Below are 21,188 nucleotides of genomic sequence, written 5' to 3'. Positions count from 1 at the left end.
GCAACTGAATGAAGAATCATCCTCGCCGTTGGGCGCCTCACTGCTGGCTCAACGCATCCGGTTGAGCACCTGCAGGATTGCCGCCGTCTGCACATCCGGCATGCCATCGAAACGCTGCGGGCGGAAGCGCATCTGGAACGCGGCAATCACTTGGCGAGTGGCAGCATCCAGCACGCCGGTCTGCTCGACCTGATAGCCAAACCGCGCCAGTTCCTGCTGGTACCAACCAATGCTTGGCGGGTTGACGCTGAAATAAGCCTGCTGGCGTGCTACTGCACTGGCATCGGGCCAGATACCCAGCCCGGCATCGGCCAGGCGCTTCCAGGGGAACAGTGGCCCCGGGTCGAGCTTGCGTGATGGTGCGATATCACTGTGGCCAATGATATGCCGCGGTTCGATGTTGTTACGTTTGACGATGTCCTTGAGCAACGCGATCAGCGACTGGACCTGCGCTTCGCTGTAAGGGTGCCAGACCCGGCCATTCGGCGTGTCGGTGAACCCCGGGTTGACGATCTCGATACCAATGGACGAAGAGTTCAGCCAGGTGCGCCCCTGCCACTGGCTTTCACCGGCATGCCAGGCACGGCGGTTTTCATCCACCAACTGGTACACCGTCGCCGGGCCATCGCCAATCAGGTAATGGCTGCTGACCTCACCGTGGGTAAGCAATGCCAGGGAGCGCTCCAGCGAGGCATTGGTGTAATGCAGCACAACGAACTGGATACGGTTGTCCTGGTTGGCCGAGGGGTGGCTGCGGTCGATGCGCAGGCCCGTCGAGCAACCGGCAACAGACAACAGCAAAAAGGAAATCAGCGTTTTTTTAAGCGTGGAAAGCACGTCAGTGGCCTCAGCGAATGAGCGCTACAGTATAACGTGCTCCCCTTGGCTGCGCTTACCGCGGGTCAGGGTTCGCAGGGCTAGCCCTGTTCGACGCGGTTGCGCCCCAGCTCCTTGGCCCGGTACAGCGCCGCATCAGCGCGCTTGAGCACCTGGTCACCGCGCTCGCCAGAGCGGAACGCTCCCACGCCGATGGACGTGGTGATCACCACCCGCTCGCCCTTGAAGTGAAACGGGCAGGCCTCCACCGTTGCCCGCAGTACCTCCGCCACTTGCGCGGCGGCCGCTGGCGAGGTTTGCGGCAGTAACAGGACAAATTCCTCACCACCGAAGCGGGCGATGAAGTCTCGACCGCGCAGGCGTTTGCGCAGTTGGTCGGCGACAATCTTCAGTACCTTGTCCCCGGCCAGGTGCCCATAGCTGTCGTTGATGCGCTTGAAGTGATCCAGGTCGAGGATCGCCATGGCCAGATGGCCACCGTTCTCCTGCCATTCGAGTATTTCGCGTTCGACCCGCTCGCTCCAGGCTGCTCGGTTGGGCAGGCCGGTGAGGGGGTCGAGCAGGGCTTTCTGGCGCTGTTCTTCCAGGTGCTCCCGGTAACCGAGCGCCTCATGCTCCATGTTCGCCACCCGCTCGGAGAGCCCTTGCAGGCGGCCGGCCAGTTCCTGTTCGCGGCGGTCACGCTCATGTTTGTGCTCGTCCATGGTCACCAGCAGGCCTTCCAGGCGGTTATCCAGGATGTGCTTGAGGCTGTCCACATCCGCTGCGCCTTGCACGCTGCTTTGCAGGCCGTCGACGTGCTCACGCAGTTGGGTATCCAGCTCGCGGGCAGCGGTGCTGTTGTCGGCATGGCCGGCGCTGGCCTCCTGCAAATGGCTCTGAAAACCTTCCAGGCGTTCGTTGAGCTGCTGCAGGTAGGTTTCGAATTCGTGCTGGCCACTGTCGGTGATTGCCAGCATGAGCACCGCCAGGTCATCCAGCACCGGGATCAGCTCATACCAGTTCAGGCCACGGGCAACCCGCTCGCGCATTGCCAGCGCCTGGGCCTTGTGCCGTTCGGGCAGGCTGAGGTCGTCGAGCAGGCCGATCAGGGTCTGCTCGATGTGCGCGGCAACCTGGCTGTAGGGTGGCTCGACGGCATAGGGCAGGGCATAGGGCCCGTCTTCGCCGAATGTTTCTTCGAGCGTGGGTGCCGGTTGTGCTTCTACCAGGGGTTCGGGGTTGGACGCTTGCGGTTCCAGCGCTTCAACCTCCTGCGGCGGCTGGAAGGCGGGGATTTCAGGCGTTTCGATCAGCGCCGGGCCCGCTACCTGAATCTCCGGCAAGGGCGGCAGGCTTACTTCTGCGGCAGGGGCTGCCAGCGGTTGTAGCGCATCCACATCATCGGGCTGCGGGGCTTCGATACTGGCCTGCGCGGCCGGAGGGGGCGCGTTGCCGGCAGGTACTGTTACCGGCACAGGCACTGGGTCGCTTTGCGAGTCGTCTTCGCGGCTACCGAACAAGCGCTGCAAAAAGCCGGGCCGGGATTCGTCCTCCGGTTTGCCAAGTGCTGAAAGGGCACGGCCCTGCAAGCCACTCAGCTCACCCAGCAAGGGCGGCAGGTCGCGGGATTGGGCAACACCACCATCGAGCTTCTTCGCCAGCTTTTTCAAAGGGCGCGAGATATCGCTGGGCAGCGGCAAGCCTTGCAGTTGACCAACCAGCGCAGTCAAGGCGTCACTGACCTGGTTCATGCGGGTTTCCCGGCGCTGTTCGGAGTCCAGCACCGCTTTTTCCAGGCGCGGGATCAACCCAGCGAGGCCGGCGTCCATGTTGTCGCTGCGAATGACTTCGCGCATTTCCTTCATGCACGCGTCCACTACCTTGTCACTGCCTTCGGCAGCCAGGCTGCTACGCACCAGGCCACGGCGCAGCAGGTCGAGACGGGCGTCCCAACGGCGCTCAAGCTTTTCTTGCTGCTCGATGCTCTTAAGGTATTTTTCTTTCCAGCGCTCAGCGTCTTCAGTCATGCCCGGGTCCGCAAACGGTGATGGCAATTAGCTCAAGACCGGCAGCGTATCCACAGTCAATGCATCAGGCAATCGAATCTCGACAGCAACGGGAAGGTGGTCGGAAATTGGCCGTGCCAGCACCTCGACACGCTCCAGCGTGAGGCTTGGACTGAGCAGGATATGGTCCAGGCAACGCTGAGGTCGCCAGCTGGGGAAGGTGGCCTCGACTTGCGGGGCAATCAGGCCCAGGTCGCGCAGCGGCGAGTGCTCCAGCAGGTCGGTGGCATGGGTGTTCATATCGCCCATCAGCACCTGGTGACGGTAACCGCCAATCAGCTCACGGATGTAGCCCAGTTGCAGGGCGCGGGTCTTGGCACCAAGCGCCAGGTGCATCATCACCACGATCAGCGCATCTTCACCTTCACCAAAACGCACAAGGATCGCCCCGCGGCCGGCAGGGCCGGGCAACGGGTGGTCTTCAAGCAACTGCGGCTTCAGGCGGCTGAGCACACCATTGCTGTGCTGGGCGAAACGCCCGAGGTTGCGGTTGAGTTGCTGGTACCAGTAGGGGAAGGCCCCCAGTTGAGCCAGGTGCTCGACCTGATTGACGTAGCCTGAGCGCAGGCTGCCACCATCGGCTTCCTGCAAGGCCACCAGGTCGAAGTCGCCCAGCAATTCACCGATTTTCTGCAGGTTGCCGGCCCGCCCGTTATGCGGCAGCAAATGCTGCCAGCTGCGGGTCAGGTAATGCCGGTAGCGTTCAGTGCTGATACCCACCTGGATGTTGAAACTGAGCAGCCGCAGGCGACCATCCTCGGGCAGGCCGCTGGCCTGCAGGTGATGCTCGTTGACCTGCGGCTGGTGCAGGCCAATGCCACGCGTGGTTCTGAAGCGGGGCATGGTTGCGCCGCCTACTTGGCGGCGCGCTCCTTGGCGATCAGCTGGTCGGCGACGTTCAGCACCTCTTCCGGCCCGCCAGCGGTACCCAGGTCGAAGCGGTACTTGCCGTTGACGACCATGCTCGGTACGCCGGTGATTTCGTACTTCTTCGCCAGCTCCTTGGCCTGATTGACCTGGCCCTTGATGGCGAACGAGTTGAAGGTGGCGAGGAACTTGTCCTTGTCCACGCCCTCGGTGGCGAGGAAATCAGCCATGTCCTGCGGGTCGGTCAGGCGCTTGCGCTTGTTCTGGATGGCATCGAATACTGCGGCATGCACCTTGTGCTCGACGCCCATGGCCTCGAGGGTGAGGAACATCTGGCCGTGTGCGTCCCATGGGCCGCCGAACATGGCTGGAACACGTTTGAAATTGACGTCCTCGGGCAGTTTTTCGACCCAAGGGTTGATGGTTGGCTCGAAGTGGTAGCAGTGTGGGCAGCCGTACCAGAACAGCTCGACCACTTCGATCTTGCCAGGCACGGAAACCGGAACAGGGTTGCTCAGCTCGATGTATTCCTTGCCGGCAACAGGCTCGGCGGCCTGGACGGCAGTCATACCAAATACGCTGGCGGCGACCAGCGCAGCGCTGAGAATCAGTTTACGCATGCTTTACTCCTGAGCATTCATGGGTCGCCACGACGGGACCAATACTGGGACAGGTCGGGAAGGGCGCGAGTTCTGTAGTGTAACGGCAGCGGACGGAAAAAAGGGCGGTCCAGCCGCCCTTTCATCATTGGCCTACAACATTAACTGAAAGTTAATGCAGCCATCTGGCACGACCATCGCGCTCGCTGTGGGACGCGATCATTGTGGGAGCGGGCGCGCCCGCGAAACAGGCAACGCAGTGGATGGCACCGGCTTTGCCGGTGTTCGCGGGCAAGCCCGCTCCCACAGAGATTGCGCAGGCTCTTCAAATCCTGAGCAAGACAGTTGCTCCCACAAGCTGCCAGGCCGCCAGTCAGTGCAGGCCCTGGATGTAGCTGGCCAACGCTTCGATGTCGTGGTTGCTCAGCTTGCCGGCGATGGTACGCATGGTCATGGCGTCGCCATCGTTGGTGCGGTTGCCTTCGCGGAAGTCGGTCAGCTGCTTGGTCACGTACTGCGAGTGCTGCCCACTTAGATGCGGGAAGCCGGCCAGGGCGATACCACCACCGTTGGGCGAGTGGCAGCCGGTGCAGGCCGGCATGCCTTTTTCCAGATCGCCGCCATTGAACAGCGCGCGGCCACGTTCGACCAGCTGGGGATCGGCAGCACCCACGCTGCCTTTCTGGCTGGAGAAGTAGGCGGCGATGTCGGCCAGGTCCTGGTCGCTGAACGCGGCGAGCATGCCGGTCATCTCCAGCACCGTGCGCTTGCCCGACTTGATATCGTGCAGTTGTTTTTCAAGGTAACGCTGGCCCTGGCCGGCCAGTTTCGGGAAGTTCGGTGCCAGGCTGTTGCCGTCGGGGTTGTGGCAGGCGCCACAGACGGCCGTCTTGGCCTGGCCGGCGGCGGCATCGCCTTTGACAGGTTGCGCAGCAGTGGCCGCACCTGCGACACCCAGGGTCAACAGCAGACTCACGACTAGTTTGTTCATCAGCTAATCCAACACGGCTAAGGGTGAAATGTTATGTATCGGGACTGCCGCTCATCCAAAGGATGACCAAACGGTAGTCCTCGGCACTGCAGTCCATGCACAATCCACGCGGCGGCATAGCCTTGAAACCCTGGGTCACGTGCTTGACCAGTACATCCATGCCTTGCGCCAGCCTTGGCTCCCACATTGCCCGGTCACCCTGCCTGGGTGCCTGTGGCAACTGCCCGGCGTGACAGGCCGCACACGTGCGGTTGTACAACGCCTTGGGATCCTGTGTAGCCTGTGCGCTGAAATACGGCAGGAACATACCGACAGCTAGCAGCCATTTCGCCAGGCGAAACGACCTGACAGGGTTGGGGGACGCGCTGCGTTCTGATGCGCAAGCTATAGTTCGGCACCCCATGCCCGTTCTCCTTCGCTGGAAGAATGGGCACACAAAAACTGGGGCATTATATACTTCTGTCAGCCAAACGGAAACGACACCGCTTGCCAGCCTAGGCTTTGGCAACACCCACATCGGATATCCCATGCAAGTCAAGAACCCCATCCTCGGCCTCTGCCAGAAAGCCAAATTCGCCCTCAGCGCTGCCAAGGTCGAACAATGCCCGGACGACCAGGGTTACGAGGTGGCTTTCGCCGGCCGCTCCAACGCCGGCAAATCCAGCGCCCTCAACACCCTGACCCATGCCAGCCTGGCGCGTACCTCGAAAACCCCCGGGCGCACCCAGCTGCTGAATTTCTTCAGTCTGGACGATGAACGGCGTTTGGTCGACTTGCCGGGTTACGGTTATGCAAAAGTGCCTATTCCGCTCAAGCAGCACTGGCAGAAACACCTGGAAGCCTACCTGGGCAGCCGGGAGTGCCTGCGTGGCGTGATCCTGATGATGGACGTGCGTCACCCGATGACCGACTTCGACAAGATGATGCTCGACTGGGCCAAGGCCAGCAGCATGCCGATGCACATCCTGCTGACCAAGGCTGACAAGCTGACCCATGGTGCGGGCAAGAACACCTTGCTGAAAGTGCAGTCGGAAATCCGCAAGGGTTGGGGTGATGGCGTGACCATCCAGCTGTTCTCGGCGCCCAAACGCCTGGGCGTGGAAGATGCCTACCGGGTGTTGGCGGACTGGATGGAGCTGGAAGACAAGCCTGTGGCCTGAGGCCCGCATCGTCCCCTTTGGCGGACATTACTGTGGGAGCGGGCGTGCCCGCGAAGCATCCAGCGCGGAGCATGGCCTGGGCTTCGCCCAGGTTCGCGGGCACGCCCGCTCCCACAGTGTTACTCACCAGGCTCAGGTCAAATTCCGGGCAAAAAAAACCCCGGACTTCGTATGGGGAGGGGGAAGTTCGGGGTCCAAGTCCGGACCGCTAGGGCGGGGTCCAGATATCTGCCAACACTTAACACAACATAGGAGCATCGAAGGGCTTCACCAGCCATTCAGTTACTCTGAGTTCCGGTTCACCGGTTTAGTTCCAAAGCCCTCAAAACTATTTGCGATAGTTTCATGAAACTTCAGTACCAATGGCACTGAGCGGTGCCAGGATCCGCGTCACTACGTCGCAGATCCTACACAGCTTTCCCCGCTCAATCAGTGAGCTTCGTCCCAATTCGCACCAATTCCTGCCTCTACCAGCAGCGGTACATCCAGTTCCGCGGCCTTGCTCATGTGCTGGCGAATTTCATCTTTCACCTGCTGAACCAGGTCTTCACGCACCTCGAGTACCAGTTCGTCGTGTACCTGCAGGATCACCCGGGCATCCAGCCCGCTCTCGCTCAGCCAGTTGTCCACATTGACCATGGCCCGCTTGATGATGTCGGCCGCGGTGCCCTGCATCGGCGCGTTGATTGCCGTGCGCTCGGCGCCTTTGCGCAGGGCCGGGTTCTTGGCGTTGATGTCCGGCAGGTACAGGCGGCGGCCGAACAGGGTTTCGACAAAGCCTTGCTCGGCGGCCTGGGCGCGGGTGCGCTCCATGTAGGCCAGCACGCCCGGATAGCGGGCGAAGTAGCGGTCGATGTAGTCCTGCGATTGTTTACGGTCGACACCGATCTGCTTGGCCAGGCCGAAGGCACTCATGCCGTAGATCAGGCCGAAGTTGATGGCTTTGGCCTTGCGGCGCTGGTCGGTTGTGACGTCTTCCAGGGCTACACCGAACACCTCCGCCGCCGTGGCACGGTGCACATCCAGGTCGTTGCGGAAGGCATGCAGCAAGCCTTCGTCCTTGGCCAGGTGGGCCATGATGCGCAACTCGATCTGCGAGTAGTCCGCCGCGAGCAGCTTGTAGCCCGGGCTGGCAATGAAGGCCTGACGGATACGCCGGCCTTCGGCAGTACGGATCGGGATGTTCTGCAGGTTCGGGTCGCTCGACGACAGCCGGCCTGTGGCCGCCACCGCCTGCTGGTACGAGGTGTGGATACGCCCGGTGCGCGGGTTGATCTGGCCCGGCAGCTTGTCGGTGTAGGTGCTCTTGAGCTTGCTCAGGCTGCGGTACTGCATCAGCACTTCGGGCAGCGGGTAACCTTGCTCGGCCAGCTCGTCGAGTACGGCTTCGGCAGTGGATGGCTGGCCCTTGGCAGTCTTGCTCAGCACCGGCATGCCCAGCTTGTCGTAGAGGATCGAACCCAGCTGCTTGGGCGAACCGAGGTTGAATTCCTCGCCAGCCAGCTCAAAGGCACGCTGCTCCAGTTCGGCCATTTTCACGCCCAGCTCACCGCTTTGTACGTGCAGCAGGGCAGCATCGACCAACGCACCCTGGCGCTCGATCTTGGCCAGCACCGGCACCAGTGGCATCTCGATGTCCATCAACACCGGCTGCAGGCTTGGCGTCTGTGCCAGGCGGGCCTGCAGCGCATGGTGCAGGCGCAGGGTGATATCGGCGTCTTCGGCGGCGTAGGGGCCGGCCTTGTCCAGATTGATCTGGTTGAAGGTCAGCTGCTTGGCACCCTTGCCGGCGATGTCCTCGAAGGCGATGGTGCTGTGGTCGAGGTACTTCTGCGCCAGGCTGTCCATGTCGTGACGGGTCGCAGTGGAGTTGAGCACATACGACTCGAGCATGGTGTCGTAGGCCACGCCGCGCATTTCAATGGCCGGCGAGGCATTGGCGAGGATGTTGATGTCGTACTTGGCGTTCTGCCCGACCTTGGCCTTGGCCGGGTCCTCCAGCAGCGGCTTCAGCGCCAGCAGCACGGCCTCGCAGTCCAGCTGGGCCGGCGCGCCTTCGTAATCATGGGTCAACGGCACATAGGCTGCTTCATGCGGTTCGACGGCGAACGACAGGCCGACCAGCTGCGCCTGCTGAGCGTCCAGGCCGGTGGTCTCGGTGTCGAAGGCGAACAGCGGGGCCTGGCGCAGCTTTTCCAGCCAGGCGTCGAAACGGGCCTGGTCGAGAATGGTTTCGTATTTCGGTTCAACCTTGGCCGCCGGTTCGTCGACCACCGGGGCGAGATCATCGCCCGCCTTGCTCGCCTCGCGCTGTACCTCGGCGACCCAGCTCTTGAACTCCATTTCGGTGTACAGCGCCAGCAGCGCATCGCGGTCCGGCTCACCGCACACCAGCGCCTCGACCTCGACATCCAGCGGCACGTCGCACTTGATGGTGGCCAGTTCGTAGGACAGGAACGCCGAATCGCGGTGCTCCTCGAGCTTGGCCGGTAAGGTCTTGGCGCCGCGGATGGCCAGGGTCGGAACCTTGTCGAGGTTGGCGTACAGGTCGCTGAGGCCGCCGCCGATACCGGTCAGCAGGCCGACCGCGGTCTTTTCGCCCACGCCCGGCACGCCGGGAATGTTGTCGACCTTGTCGCCCATCAGGGCGAGGAAGTCGATGATGTGTTCCGGGCCGACGCCAAACTTTTCGTGCACGCCGGCAACGTCCATCACGCTGCCGGTCATGGTGTTGACCAAGGTCACGTGGCCGTCCACCAGCTGCGCCATGTCCTTGTCGCCGGTCGAGATAATCACCGGGCGGCCTTGGGTGGCACTGCTGCGCGCCAGGGTACCGATCACGTCATCGGCCTCGACCCCTTCGACGCACAGCAGCGGGTAGCCCAGCGCCTTGACGCTGGCATGCAGCGGCTCGACCTGCACCCGCAGGTCGTCGGGCATGCTTGGGCGGTTGGCCTTGTATTCGGCGAACATGGCGTCGCGGAAGGTGCCGCCCTTGGCGTCGAATACCACCGCGAACAGGCTGTCGGGGTATTGCCTGCGCAGGCTCTTGAGCATGTTCAGCACACCCTTCACCGCACCGGTCGGCATGCCCTTGGACGTGGTCAGCGGCGGCAAGGCGTGGAAGGCACGGTACAGGTAGGAGGAACCGTCCACCAGGACGAGGGGCGCTTGGCTCATGAGCAGAATCAACCTTTTCGACGGGTCCGGCGCTAGAATAGCCAGAATCATTGACGACAAAGGGACTAGGTTATCATGCGTACACTCAATCGCCTGTTACTGCTCGGCCTGTTGGCAACCATGCCTGTCGTTACCCTGGCGGCGGACGACGCCCCCTCGGCCGATCCCGAGGTGACCATTCGCACGGAAGGCGATAAAACCATCCAGGAATACCGGCAGAACGGGTTCCTGTATGCGATCAAGATCACGCCGAAAAACGGCAAGCCTTATTTTCTGGTACGCGCCGATGGCACTGATGCCAATTTCATTCGATCCGACCAGCCGGACATGCTGATTCCGTCCTGGAAGATCTTCGAGTGGTAATCTGACGCGCACCGTTCACATCAACCCGGCACTTCCCGGCGGAAGTGCCCGTATGGGCAATTTTTCATCATGTCAGTCTTCACCCCCGTGACCCGGCCTGAGCTGGAAACCTTTCTGGCGCCGTACGAGCTGGGCCGTCTGCTCGACTTCCAGGGCATTGCCGCCGGCACCGAGAACAGCAATTTCTTCGTCAGCCTCGAACAGGGGGAGTTCGTCCTGACGCTGATCGAGCGTGGGCCAAGCGAAGACATGCCGTTCTTCATCGAACTGCTCGACACCCTGCACGCTGCCGACATGCCGGTGCCCTATGCCATTCGCGACCGCGACGGCAAAGGCCTGCGCGAGCTGTGCGGCAAGCCGGCGCTGCTGCAACCGCGGTTGTCGGGCAAACACATCAAGGGGCCGAACAACCAGCACTGCGCCCAGGTCGGCGAACTGCTGGCACACATCCACCTGGCCACCCGCGAGCACATCATCGAGCGCCGCACCGACCGTGGCCTGGACTGGATGCTGGCCTCCGGTTCCGAGCTGCTGCCACGCCTGACTGCCGAGCAAGCTGCGCTGCTGCAGCCAGCGCTGGATGAAATCACCGCGCACAAGGCGCAGATCCTGGCCTTGCCACGGGCCAACCTGCATGCCGACCTGTTCCGCGACAACGTGATGTTCGAAGGCACCCACCTGACCGGCGTGATCGACTTCTACAACGCCTGCTCGGGGCCGATGCTGTATGACATCGCCATCACCGTGAACGACTGGTGCCTGGATGAGCACGGCGCGATCGATATGCCACGTGCCCAGGCGCTGCTGGCAGCCTACGCGGCGCTGCGGCCGTTCACTGCAGCCGAGGCCGAACTGTGGCCGGAAATGTTGCGGGTAGGCTGTGTGCGCTTCTGGCTGTCGCGCCTGATTGCGGCGGAATCGTTTGCCGGGATGGATGTGATGATCCATGACCCGAGCGAGTTTGAAGTGCGCCTGGCACAGCGCCAGCAGGTGGCTTTGCACCTGCCGTTTGCTCTCTGAACCCAGCCGCGATTGCTCTTTGTAGGAGCGGCCTTGTGTCGCGAAAGGGCCGCAAAGCGGCCCCGGCAATTTCTGCTGCGACGCTGAGATCCTGGGGCCGCTCTGCGGCCCTTTCGCGACACAAGGCCGCTCCTACAACGGACGTGCGCTGCTTCAGGTTTTTCTGATTTTGTCTCGAATGGCTGTCCAGCTTGCAGCTTGGGAAATATCCTACGAGCCGCGTCCCCTGCCATCACCTTCTCAGTGGGAACCAGTGTCTCTAAGGCTTAATCCATCGCCGAATAACTTGGCGATCGGGTGTGGTAGCCCGGATGCATTTGTTCCATGACAGTCTATGGCGGCTGTGCGTGGGAGGCTTTCGAGCCTGCCTGGATTGGAAAATGCCCGGGTCTACCACCTCGCGTACAGCCGCCACCCATTCACGTGGTAGTGATGGGTGGCGGCATTGAGGAGCATTTTCCGATGGCTAAAAAATTGTCCCCGATCCACCTTTACCCTGCACATCTACTCGCCCCTTTGGCCGCTGCGATGCTGGCCACGAACCACTGTTCACTGTAAACCCGAACATTTCTGCCGAGGATGCTCTGGTCCATGTCGCTCTGTACCTGCGTGGTGCGTATGAGACGGGCTCCAAGGCTTTGGAATACCTGCGCGAAGAGGGCCGTGGCATGTATTGGTCGAGCCTGCACTCCATTGAGCTGGCGGAGGGGTTAGTGGAGGCGATACTCGATGGGATCGAGTCGCCGACTGATCCGCAGAAGAAGGTGTGAGGCTGGAGGTGCTTGGCGGGGGATTGGGTGAGGGCTGACAGGTGCCCGCCTAGAGGGTTTCTGCGCCTGTGAGATTGAGCGCCGCCCGCGCGGCGCTTCGCGGGGCAAGCCCGCTCCCACATCTGTTTCGGGCCAATTATTCCTGTGCCAGATAGGCTGCAGCCTTGGTGCAAGGCTGGAGATTGATGAGATGCAGTGGCGTACCCTTCGATATCGAATGGGACACACAAGGCGGCCAGAGGTGACCTCACAGGAGCGACTGGCCGGAAACAGATGTGGGAGCGGGCTTGTCCCGCGAAGCGCCGCGCGGGCGGCGCTCGATCTCGCAGGCGCTGAAAGCATCAAGGCAAGCACCTGGCCGCCTTGATGCAATCTACTGCAGGATTCAAGGCAAACCCGGATTACAACTGCTCCAGGCACCCAGCCAGATCACCACCCAGCTTCTCCAGCAAACGCTCATAGCCCTTGCCATCCACCGGATCAGTACCACCCAGTGCATCCAGCTCGGCCAGGCGCACCGGCAACCCTGCCGTCAGGGTCTCGGCCAGGCGCGGGCGCAGTGGCGGTTCGCTGAACACGCAGGTCTTGCCCACTTCCTGCAGGCGCTTACGCATGGCAGCCACATGCTGCGCCCCCGGCTGCACCTCGGACGCCACGCTGAACACCCCGGTATGCTTCAAGCCATATTCAGCCTCGAAGTAGTCGAACGCTTCGTGGAACACGAAGTACGGCTTGTCGGCAATGCCTGCCACCCGCGCCTTGATCCGCGCATCCAGCGCGTCCAGGCGCTCGTCGAAGTCCTTCAGGTTGCTCTGGTAGCGGACTGCATTGGTCGGATCGACCTGGGCCAGGTCAGCCGCCATTTTTGCCGCGATTACCCGCGCATTGACCGACGATAGCCACAAGTGAGCATCCAGGCTGCCTGGGCGGTGATCGTGGTCATGATCGTCGTGGCCTTCTTCCTCATGGGAATGGCTGTCCTCGCCAAAATGACGCAACTTCATGCCAGTCAGCGACTGCACGGCCACGGTGGGCTTGCTGCGGCTGCCCAGCACCCGCGGCAGGAAGTTCTCCATGTCCGGGCCGACCCAGTACAGCAGGTCGGCATCGCCCACCTTCCGTACGTCGGACGGGCGCAGGGCATAGTGGTGCGGCGAGGCGCCTGGTGGCAGCAGGACATCCGGGCTGCCAACGCCATCCTGCACGGCGGCAGCAATCTGCTGCAGGGGCTTGATACTGGTGAGCACACGCACATCGGCCTGGGCGGAGAATGCGATGAAAGCGACAAACAGAGCTAGGAATCGGGACACGGTGGATACTCGAGTCGTCAGAAACAGGTAACATAATAACGTCTCCATCCAGAACCGTCGCTGCCCATGTCCATCACGCCGCTGGCCAACCGCCCTCACGATCACTCCCATTGCGTGCACAGCGCACTGGCTGAAGCCGACGCCTTGTGCACCCGCCAGGGCCTGCGCCTGACCGCGCTGCGCCGCCGTGTGCTGGAGCTGGTGTGGCAAAGCCACAAGCCGCTGGGCGCCTACGACATCCTCGCCGTGCTCAGCGAGCAGGACGGCCGCCGCGCCGCCCCGCCTACGGTCTACCGCGCGCTGGACTTCCTGCTGGAAAACGGCTTGGTGCACCGCATCGCCTCGCTCAACGCCTTCATCGGCTGCAGCCACCCCGAGCACGTGCATCAGGGCCAGTTCCTGATCTGCCGCGAATGCCACGTGGCCATCGAGCTGGAGCAGAACAGCATCAGCGAGGCCATCATCAACAGCGCCAAAGGCGTGGGCTTCACCGTCGAAACCCAGACCGTGGAAGTGGTCGGCCTGTGCGGTAACTGCCGGAGCGCGGCATGAGCGACGCGCTGATCCGCCTGGAGCAGGTTGGCGTTAGCTTTGGCGGCGAGGCAGTACTCGACAGCATCGACCTGTCGGTTGCCCCAGGCCAGATCGTCACCCTGATCGGTCCCAACGGCGCAGGCAAGACGACCTTGGTGCGCGCCGTACTCGGGCTGCTCAAGCCGCACCGCGGCAAGGTATGGCGCAAACCGAAGCTGCGCATCGGCTACATGCCGCAAAAGATCCAGGTCGATGCCACGCTGCCGCTATCGGTACTGCGCTTCCTGCGCCTGGTACCCGGGGTAGACCGCGCGGCAGCCTTGTCGGCGCTGCAGGAAGTGGGCGCCGAACAGGTCATCGACAGCCCGATCCAGACCATTTCCGGCGGCGAGATGCAGCGTGTGCTGCTGGCCCGCGCACTGCTGCGCGAACCCCAGCTGCTGGTACTCGACGAGCCGGTTCAAGGCGTGGATGTGGTCGGCCAGACCGAGCTGTACAACCTCATCACCCGTCTGCGCGACCGCCACGGCTGCGGCGTGCTGATGGTGTCCCACGACCTGCACCTGGTAATGAGCGCCACTGACCAGGTGGTGTGCCTGAACCGCCACGTGTGCTGCTCGGGCCACCCGGAACATGTCAGCAACGACCCGGCCTTCGTCGAACTGTTCGGCCAGAACGCCCCGAGCCTGGCCATTTATCACCACCATCACGACCACAGCCACGACCTGCACGGTTCGGTGGTCGCCCCCGGCACCCATGTTCACGGAGAGCACTGCAAGCATGGCTGATTTTCTTCTTTACGCCTTGCTTGCAGGCCTTTCCCTGGCCGTCGTTGCGGGCCCGCTCGGCTCTTTCGTGGTGTGGCGGCGCATGGCGTATTTCGGCGACACCCTGTCCCACGCCGCACTGCTGGGCGTGGCGATGGGCTTCGTACTGGATGTAAGCCCGGCCCTGGCGGTAACTGTCGGCTGCCTGTTGCTGGCGATCCTGCTGGTTACCTTGCAGCAACGCCAACCGCTGGCTTCCGACACCCTGCTCGGCATCCTCGCCCCCAGCACCTTGTCGCTGGGCCTGGTGGTGCTGAGTTTCATGCACGACGTGCGCATCGACCTGATGGCCTACCTGTTCGGCGACCTGCTGGCCATCAGCACCACCGACCTGGCCTGGATCCTCGGCGGCAGTGCGCTGGTCCTGCTGCTGCTCGCCGTGCTCTGGCGGCCGCTGCTGGCGGTTACCGTGCATGAAGAGCTGGCCATGGTCGAGGGTCTGCCCGTGGCTGGCCTGCGCATGGCCTTGATGCTGCTGATTGCAGTGGTCATTGCCGTCGCCATGAAGATCGTCGGTGTATTGCTGATCACCTCGCTGCTGATCATCCCCGCCGCTGCGGCGCAACGTCACGCCCGCTCCCCCGAGCAGATGGCCCTGGGCGCCAGCCTGCTGGGCGTTACCGCCGTCTGCGGGGGCCTGGCCATGTCCTGGTTCAAGGATACCCCCGCCGGCCCGTCGATCGTGGTCTGCGCGGCGGTGCTATTCTTGCTGAGCCTGGCCCTGCCAAAACGTTGAAATACAGGGCGTGTGATGGCACGCCTTGCAACCTTTTGCCGGGTAAAGGGTCTGTAAGACCTGTTTTCGAGCGTGCGCACCTGGGTGTAGACTTGCTCGCTTTTTGCGCAAATAGAGAGTCGCAGGAATGAAGCCGTTCGCCTCCCGTTATCTGCTTGTTGCCGCGTTTTCCCTGTTCCTGGCTGCCTGTTCCAGCGCGCCGGTCGAACAGGCCGCCGTACCTGCCCAAGCCGATGCCTGGCAGCAGTTGCAACAGAACATCGCCAGCAATGAGCTGGCCACCGCCGAAGACCAGCTGGCAGCCTTGCAGGCGCAGTCGCCTGACGACGCACGCCTGGAGCAATACCAGCGCCAGTTGGCCGAGGCCTACCTGCAACGCAGCCAGATCGTGCTGCAAAAGGGCGATGTGAACGCGGCAGCAACCGCACTGGCCCGTGCCCGTGCACTGATGCCGCAAGCCCCTGCCGTGACCGGCGGCGACCCCCTGTCGCAAGCGCGCAAGGCCGAGCTGGAGAAGGCAGAAGCTGCCTTGAAAGCGGCTGAAGCCAAGCCCAAGGCACGCATCATCGACCCGACAGCGCCAAGCACGGTAGTGGCCTTGAAGACCACCGACAGCCGCGCCCTGCGGCGCCAGCTCGATGACATTGCCGCCGATGTGGTGAGCTATGACTGCGAAGTGGTGTTCCAGGTACCGCGCACCGACGACGCGCCGTGGTTGAAAACCTTGCTGGAGAAGCGCGTGCGCAAGATCGACAGCGGGTTTGGTTTGAAACAGAAGCATGAAATTCAGCGCTCGCTGCCGGCGCAGGTGGTTCTGGTCCCGCATCAGCAGTAAAAGCTTCGCGGGTGACCCTTTCGCCGTACCTGTGGGAGCGGGCGCGCCCGCGAAGACGACAACGCGGTGGATGGCACGGGCTTCGCCCGTGTTCGCGGGCACGCCCGCTCCCACAATGACCGCGTTATCGCTGCTCCGTGGGAGCGGGTTCACCCGCGAAAGGGCCCTATCAGGCAGGGATGGATTGCGCAGCCGCCTCCCGCTCCCACACCCGATGCCCCTCTACCGCTTTGACAAAGGCATCCACGGTCTTCTGCTCATCTCCCAGCAACAAACCCTTGTCCTCCTTGAGCCCCAGCGCTTTCACCAGTTCATTGGTCAACACCAGCGCTTTCAAGTGTTTGTAGCCTTCCAGCAGGAAGTGCTTGGCCAACCCGCTGGCCGCCAGGGCATCCGTCGAAGCCTTGCCCCCAGGCACGACAATGCCGTCAAACATGATCGACGGCATCCCCTCCATCGATGCATCCACCGCCAACTGCTTGCCATCCGCTGCCTTCACCGGCGCCGAAGTCGGCCCCAACAGCATGGGCCGTGCGCTGTGTGCCTCCAGTGCCTTCACCAGTTTGTCTACGCTCGCAGCATCCACGCCGTCAGCTACCAACACTGCAATCTTGCGGCCCTTGATGCCGACCGAGCCGGGGTGGTTCATCTGGCTCAACGCCTTGGACTGCGCCAGCTTGCTGCCTTTCACCTTGAGCGTGCCCTGTTTGGGCGCCGCCAGCCCCAGGTTCGCCGCCACAGCCGCAGCCAGCTTCAGGTCGATATTGGCCAGGATCTCGTTCACCTCCCGCTGGCGGATGCTTTCCCGCTCGACCTTGCCCAGTTCAAAGCTGTAGGCCTTGATGATGTGCTGCTGTTCGGTCGGGCTCATGCTCTGGAAGAACAGCCGCGCCTGCGAGAAATGATCGCCGAACGACTCGCTGCGCTGGCGGATCTTGTGCGCGTCGATACGCTCCTGATAACTCTCGAAACCGCCATCCTGCGCCGCTGGCGGTGTTTCCCGCGGCCAGCCGCCATCGATCGAGTTGGGCTCGTAGGACGCCCGGCCCTTGTCGATGGTCATGCGGTGCATGGCATCGCGCTGGCTGCTGTGGTTGGGCGCTACCGGCCGGTTGATCGGGATTTCATGGAAGTTCGGCCCGCCCAGCCGGCTGATCTGCGTATCGGTGTAGGAGAACAACCGGCCCTGCAGCAGCGGGTCGTTGGTGAAGTCGATGCCCGGCACGATATGCCCCGGGCAGAAGGCAACCTGCTCGGTTTCGGCAAAGAAGTTGTCGGGGTTGCGGTCTAGCACCATCTTGCCCAGCAGCGTCACCGGCACCAGTTCTTCGGGGATCAGCTTGGTCGGGTCGAGCAGGTCGAAGTCGAACTTGTGCTCGTCGGCCTCGGGCACGATCTGCACGCCCAGCTCCCATTCCGGGTAGTCACCGGTCTCGATGGCTTCCCACAGGTCGCGGCGGTGGTAGTCGGTGTCCTTGCCGGCCAGCTTCTGCGCCTCGTCCCACAACACCGAATGCACGCCCTGGCGCGGCTTCCAGTGGAACTTGACGAAACTGGCCACACCCTCGGCATTGATCAGGCGGAAGGTGTGCACGCCAAAGCCCTCCATCATCCGCAGGCTGCGCGGGATGGCGCGGTCGGACATGGCCCAGATGACCATGTGCGCCGACTCCGGTACCAGTGAGACGAAATCCCAGAACGTGTCGTGGGCAGAGCCGCCGGTGGGCATTTCGTTGTGCGGCTCAGGCTTCACGGCATGCACGAAATCCGGGAACTTGATGGCATCCTGGATAAAGAACACCGGCATATTGTTGCCAACCAGGTCGAAATTGCCCTCATCGGTGTAGAACTTGACGGCAAAGCCGCGCACATCGCGCACCGTATCGCCCGAGCCTCGCGGCCCCTGCACGGTGGAAAAACGCACAAACACCGGGGTTTTCTTCTCCGGGTCCTGCAGGAAGCCGGCCTTGGTCAGCTCGGCATGGCTACCGTAACTCTGGAAATAACCGTGCGCCCCGGTACCACGGGCATGCACGATGCGCTCCGGGATGCGCTCATGGTCGAAGTGGGTGATCTTCTCGCGCATGATGAAGTCTTCGAGCAGCGACGGCCCACGTGCGCCAGCCTTGAGGCTGTTCTGGTTGTCGGCAATTTTCACCCCCTGGTTGGTGCGCAGGGCCTGGCCGGTAGCATCGCTGCGGAAGGTTTCCAGGCTCTGCAACTTGGCATTGGTATTGGCCCGGTCAGGGGTCTGTGTGCCAGCGGCTTCACTGTGCTTGGGCGCGTCCGTTTTCTTGCTGGGCATGGTCGGCTCTCCTCGTCAGTCTTCAGGCGTGCCCGTTTCGGGCTTGTTCAACTAGTGACTGGATGGCTTTGCCGAGCGTTCAATCAGGATTACCGGTTGTCGCGATATGCCCGAAGGATTGGTGCATTACGAAATAAATGCTAAGAACAGCTATGGGAAAAGGCTAAAATGCGCGACCCCAGCTAACCGCTGACCCCAATTTCCATGCGCCCCACAAGGTTCGCTACGTGATCGAGTTCCAACAGGTACATAAAACCTACCGCGTTGCCGGTAGGGAAATCCCCGCACTGAATCCGACCAGCCTGACCATCGAAGATGGCCAGGTGTTCGGCCTGATCGGCCATTCCGGCGCTGGCAAAAGCACCATGCTGCGCCTGATCAACCGCCTGGAAGAGCCTTCCGGCGGCAAGATCATCGTCGACGGCGAAGACGTCACCGCGTTCAACGCCAACCAGCTGCGCGGCTTCCGCCAGCAGGTCGGCATGATCTTCCAGCACTTCAACCTGCTGGCCTCCAAGACCGTTGCCGACAACGTCGCCCTGCCACTGACCCTGGCCGGCGAGCTGTCGCGCAGCGAAATCGACAAGCGCGTCACCGAGCTGCTGGCCCGCGTTGGCCTCTCGGACCATGCCAGAAAGTACCCGGCGCAGTTGTCTGGCGGCCAGAAGCAGCGCGTCGGCATCGCCCGCGCATTGTCCACCAACCCGAAGATCCTGCTGTGCGACGAGGCCACCAGTGCCCTCGACCCGCAAACCACGGCCTCGGTCCTGCAATTGCTGGCCGAGATCAACCGTGAGCTGAAGCTGACCATCGTGCTGATCACCCATGAAATGGACGTGATCCGCCGGGTCTGCGACCGCGTGGCAGTGATGGACGCCGGCCAGATCGTCGAGCAAGGCTCTGTGGCCGAGGTGTTCCTGCACCCGCAGCACGCCACCACCAAGCGCTTTGTCCAGGAAGACGAGCAGGTCGACGAAGGCGAGCAGCGCGACGACTTCGCCCACGTACCAGGCCGCATCGTGCGCCTTACCTTCCAGGGCGACGCCACCTACGCGCCGCTGCTGGGCACCGTGGCACGCGAAACCGGTGTGGACTACAGCATCCTCGCTGGGCGTATCGACCGCATCAAGGATGTCCCCTATGGCCAGCTCACACTTGCCCTGATCGGCGGTGACATGGAAGCGGCGTTCGCCCGCTTCAAGGCAGCTGACGTACATATGGAGGTACTGCGTTGATGGACGCCCTGAATTTCTTTGCCAACGTCGACTGGGCCGAAATCTGGCTGGCCACCATCGACACCATGATCATGCTGTTCGGCTCGCTGTTCTTCACCGTGCTGCTGGGCCTGCCGCTGGGCGTGCTGCTGTTCCTCTGCGGGCCCAAGCAGATGTTCGAACAAAAGGGCGTGTATGCGCTGCTGTCGCTGGTGGTCAACATCCTGCGCTCGCTGCCGTTCATCATCCTGCTGATCGTGATGATCCCGTTCACCGTGCTGATCACCGGCACCTCGCTGGGCGTTGCCGGCGCCATCCCGCCGCTGGTGGTGGGTGCCACGCCGTTTTTTGCCCGCCTGGTGGAAACCGCCTTGCGTGAAGTGGACCGCGGCATCATCGAGGCTACCCAGTCGATGGGCGCCACCACCCGCCAGATCATCACCAGCGCACTGCTGCCAGAGGCCCGCCCGGGCATCTTCGCAGCCATTACCGTGACCGCCATTACCCTGGTGTCGTACACCGCCATGGCTGGCGTGGTCGGTGCCGGTGGCCTGGGCGACCTGGCTATCCGCTTCGGCTACCAGCGGTTCCAGACCGATGTGATGGTCGTCACCGTGGTGCTGCTGCTGGTACTGGTTCAAGTACTGCAGAGCGTGGGCGACAAACTGGTCGTGCATTTTTCCCGTAAGTAACCCCAATGGGGTCGGCCCGGCCGACCCGTTCGGGGGCCGTCGCGGCCCTCACAAGGAGTGATTGATGAAGAAGCTGCTTGCTGTTGCTGCCGCTGTCGCGGCCTTCTCGGCCCACGCCGATACCCTGACCGTTGCCGCCACCCCGGTACCACACGCCGAGATCCTCAACTTCGTCAAACCACAACTGGCGAAAGAGGGCGTGGAGCTGAAGGTGAAGGAATTCACCGATTACATCCAGCCGAACGTACAGGTGGCCGAAAAGCGCCTGGACGCCAACTTCTTCCAGCACCAGCCGTACCTGGATGAGTTCAACAAGGCCAAGGGCACCAACCTGGTGAGCGTGGCCGGCGTGCACATCGAGCCGCTGGGCGTGTACTCGACCAAGATCAAGAAGCTGGACGAACTGTCCTCCGGCGCCACCGTGGTCATCCCCAACGACGCCACCAACGGCGGCCGCGCCCTGCTGCTGCTGGACAAGGCCGGCGTGATCAAGCTGAAGGACAACAAGAACATCCTGTCCACCGTGAAGGATGTTGCCGAGAACCCGAAAAGCATCAAGTTCCGTGAGCTGGAAGCGGCCACCATCCCGCGCGTGCTGACCCAGGTCGATGCTGCCCTGATCAACACCAACTACGCGCTGGAAGCCAAGCTGAACCCCGAGAAGGACGCGCTGGCCATCGAAGGCAGCGATTCGCCTTACGTGAACATCCTGGTTGCCCGCCCGGACAACAAGGACTCGGAAGACATGAAGAAGCTGGCAGCTGCACTGCACTCGCCAGAGGTGAAGCAGTTCATCAACGAGAAGTACAAAGGCGCTGTGGTTCCGGCGTTCTAAGCCGAACAATCGCGCTGGATTCTTCGCGGGCACGCCCGCTCCCACAGGGATATCACAAGGCCTGA

The 21,188-nt window shown here is 62.5% G+C and carries 19 protein-coding genes and 1 pseudogene; 11 read left to right on the top strand and 9 right to left on the bottom strand.

Annotated elements, in window-relative coordinates; all coding sequences use genetic code 11:
- Positions 1–48 precede the first annotated feature (48 nt).
- The 6 genes and pseudogenes from ACIQUI_RS23445 to ACIQUI_RS23420 all read right to left on the bottom strand — a co-directional run bounded on the left by ACIQUI_RS23445 (position 49) and on the right by ACIQUI_RS23420 (position 5,676).
- The gene (locus tag ACIQUI_RS23445) at positions 49–837 is read right to left on the bottom strand and encodes an N-acetylmuramoyl-L-alanine amidase (RefSeq protein WP_403203077.1); all 789 of its coding nucleotides are present in this window, start codon (positions 835–837) and stop codon (positions 49–51) included.
- Positions 838–917: 80 nt separating this feature from the next.
- Positions 918–2,846: a diguanylate cyclase gene (locus ACIQUI_RS23440; protein WP_403203076.1), complete on the bottom strand. Its 1,929-nt coding sequence runs from the start codon at positions 2,844–2,846 to the stop codon at positions 918–920.
- A gap of 27 nt (positions 2,847–2,873) precedes the next feature.
- A pseudogene (locus ACIQUI_RS23435) lies at positions 2,874–3,706 on the bottom strand (endonuclease/exonuclease/phosphatase family protein).
- 33 nt (positions 3,707–3,739) lie between these two features.
- Positions 3,740–4,372 carry a thiol:disulfide interchange protein DsbA gene (gene dsbA / locus ACIQUI_RS23430; protein WP_403203075.1) on the bottom strand — a complete coding sequence of 211 codons (633 nt, stop codon included), beginning with the start codon at positions 4,370–4,372 and terminating at the stop codon, positions 3,740–3,742.
- 352 nt (positions 4,373–4,724) lie between these two features.
- Entirely contained in the window at positions 4,725–5,342 is a 618-nt protein-coding gene (locus ACIQUI_RS23425) for a c-type cytochrome (RefSeq protein ID WP_403203074.1), read from the bottom strand.
- 31 nt (positions 5,343–5,373) lie between these two features.
- The gene (locus ACIQUI_RS23420) at positions 5,374–5,676 is read right to left on the bottom strand and encodes a c-type cytochrome (RefSeq protein ID WP_403203106.1); all 303 of its coding nucleotides are present in this window, start codon (positions 5,674–5,676) and stop codon (positions 5,374–5,376) included.
- A gap of 193 nt (positions 5,677–5,869) precedes the next feature.
- Here ACIQUI_RS23420 and yihA point away from each other — a divergent pair, with 193 nt between their 5' ends.
- Positions 5,870–6,502 (top strand): ribosome biogenesis GTP-binding protein YihA/YsxC, encoded by a 633-nt coding sequence (gene yihA, locus ACIQUI_RS23415; RefSeq protein ID WP_019099202.1) that lies wholly within the window; start codon positions 5,870–5,872, stop codon positions 6,500–6,502.
- 429 nt (positions 6,503–6,931) lie between these two features.
- Here the strand turns inward: yihA and polA are convergent, their stop codons facing one another.
- The gene (gene polA, locus ACIQUI_RS23410) at positions 6,932–9,682 is read right to left on the bottom strand and encodes a DNA polymerase I (RefSeq protein WP_403203073.1); all 2,751 of its coding nucleotides are present in this window, start codon (positions 9,680–9,682) and stop codon (positions 6,932–6,934) included.
- 75 nt (positions 9,683–9,757) lie between these two features.
- Between polA and ACIQUI_RS23405 the strand changes: the two genes are divergently transcribed.
- The 3 genes from ACIQUI_RS23405 (at position 9,758) to ACIQUI_RS23395 (ending at position 11,835) form a co-directional block, all read left to right on the top strand.
- Positions 9,758–10,045: a DUF2782 domain-containing protein gene (locus tag ACIQUI_RS23405; RefSeq protein ID WP_010951520.1), complete on the top strand. Its 288-nt coding sequence runs from the start codon at positions 9,758–9,760 to the stop codon at positions 10,043–10,045.
- A gap of 69 nt (positions 10,046–10,114) precedes the next feature.
- Positions 10,115–11,065 carry a homoserine kinase gene (locus tag ACIQUI_RS23400; RefSeq protein WP_403203072.1) on the top strand — a complete coding sequence of 317 codons (951 nt, stop codon included), beginning with the start codon at positions 10,115–10,117 and terminating at the stop codon, positions 11,063–11,065.
- 473 nt (positions 11,066–11,538) lie between these two features.
- Complete coding sequence (locus tag ACIQUI_RS23395; protein WP_403203105.1) at positions 11,539–11,835, top strand: hypothetical protein; 297 nt, start codon at positions 11,539–11,541, stop codon at positions 11,833–11,835.
- A 401-nt stretch (positions 11,836–12,236) separates the two neighbouring features.
- Here the strand turns inward: ACIQUI_RS23395 and ACIQUI_RS23390 are convergent, their stop codons facing one another.
- Positions 12,237–13,193: a zinc ABC transporter substrate-binding protein gene (locus ACIQUI_RS23390; RefSeq protein WP_403203071.1), complete on the bottom strand. Its 957-nt coding sequence runs from the start codon at positions 13,191–13,193 to the stop codon at positions 12,237–12,239.
- A gap of 18 nt (positions 13,194–13,211) precedes the next feature.
- On the opposite strand from ACIQUI_RS23390, the gene zur reads away from it, so the two are divergent.
- The 4 genes from zur (at position 13,212) to ACIQUI_RS23370 (ending at position 16,077) form a co-directional block, all read left to right on the top strand.
- Entirely contained in the window at positions 13,212–13,697 is a 486-nt protein-coding gene (gene zur / locus ACIQUI_RS23385) for a zinc uptake transcriptional repressor Zur (RefSeq protein ID WP_403203070.1), read from the top strand.
- The gene (znuC, locus tag ACIQUI_RS23380) at positions 13,694–14,467 is read left to right on the top strand and encodes a zinc ABC transporter ATP-binding protein ZnuC (RefSeq protein WP_403203069.1); all 774 of its coding nucleotides are present in this window, start codon (positions 13,694–13,696) and stop codon (positions 14,465–14,467) included. The genes zur and znuC overlap by 4 nt, the downstream gene beginning before the upstream one ends.
- On the top strand, positions 14,460–15,242 hold the full coding sequence (gene znuB, locus ACIQUI_RS23375) for a zinc ABC transporter permease subunit ZnuB (protein ID WP_019099207.1): 783 nt from the start codon (positions 14,460–14,462) through the stop codon (positions 15,240–15,242). Before znuC ends, znuB begins: the two co-directional genes overlap by 8 nt.
- 127 nt (positions 15,243–15,369) lie before the next feature.
- Complete coding sequence (locus tag ACIQUI_RS23370; RefSeq protein ID WP_403203068.1) at positions 15,370–16,077, top strand: PA5502 family lipoprotein; 708 nt, start codon at positions 15,370–15,372, stop codon at positions 16,075–16,077.
- A 169-nt stretch (positions 16,078–16,246) separates the two neighbouring features.
- On the opposite strand, the gene katE is transcribed toward ACIQUI_RS23370, so the two are convergent.
- Positions 16,247–18,382, bottom strand: a complete 2,136-nt coding sequence (katE, locus tag ACIQUI_RS23365; protein WP_403203067.1) for a catalase HPII — start codon at positions 18,380–18,382, stop codon at positions 16,247–16,249.
- A gap of 227 nt (positions 18,383–18,609) precedes the next feature.
- Between katE and ACIQUI_RS23360 the strand changes: the two genes are divergently transcribed.
- The 3 genes from ACIQUI_RS23360 (at position 18,610) to ACIQUI_RS23350 (ending at position 21,123) form a co-directional block, all read left to right on the top strand.
- Positions 18,610–19,617, top strand: coding sequence for a methionine ABC transporter ATP-binding protein (locus ACIQUI_RS23360; RefSeq protein WP_403203066.1), 1,008 nt, complete (start codon positions 18,610–18,612; stop codon positions 19,615–19,617).
- The gene (locus ACIQUI_RS23355; RefSeq protein ID WP_012269918.1) at positions 19,617–20,288 is read left to right on the top strand and encodes a methionine ABC transporter permease; all 672 of its coding nucleotides are present in this window, start codon (positions 19,617–19,619) and stop codon (positions 20,286–20,288) included. Before ACIQUI_RS23360 ends, ACIQUI_RS23355 begins: the two co-directional genes overlap by 1 nt.
- 64 nt (positions 20,289–20,352) lie before the next feature.
- Positions 20,353–21,123: a MetQ/NlpA family ABC transporter substrate-binding protein gene (locus ACIQUI_RS23350; protein WP_403203065.1), complete on the top strand. Its 771-nt coding sequence runs from the start codon at positions 20,353–20,355 to the stop codon at positions 21,121–21,123.
- Positions 21,124–21,188: the final 65 nt, after the last annotated feature.

This window comes from Pseudomonas sp. NPDC090592 (assembly GCF_044769185.1).
GTDB lineage: Bacteria > Pseudomonadota > Gammaproteobacteria > Pseudomonadales > Pseudomonadaceae > Aquipseudomonas.
This window is presented reverse-complemented; position numbering and strand designations above follow the sequence as displayed.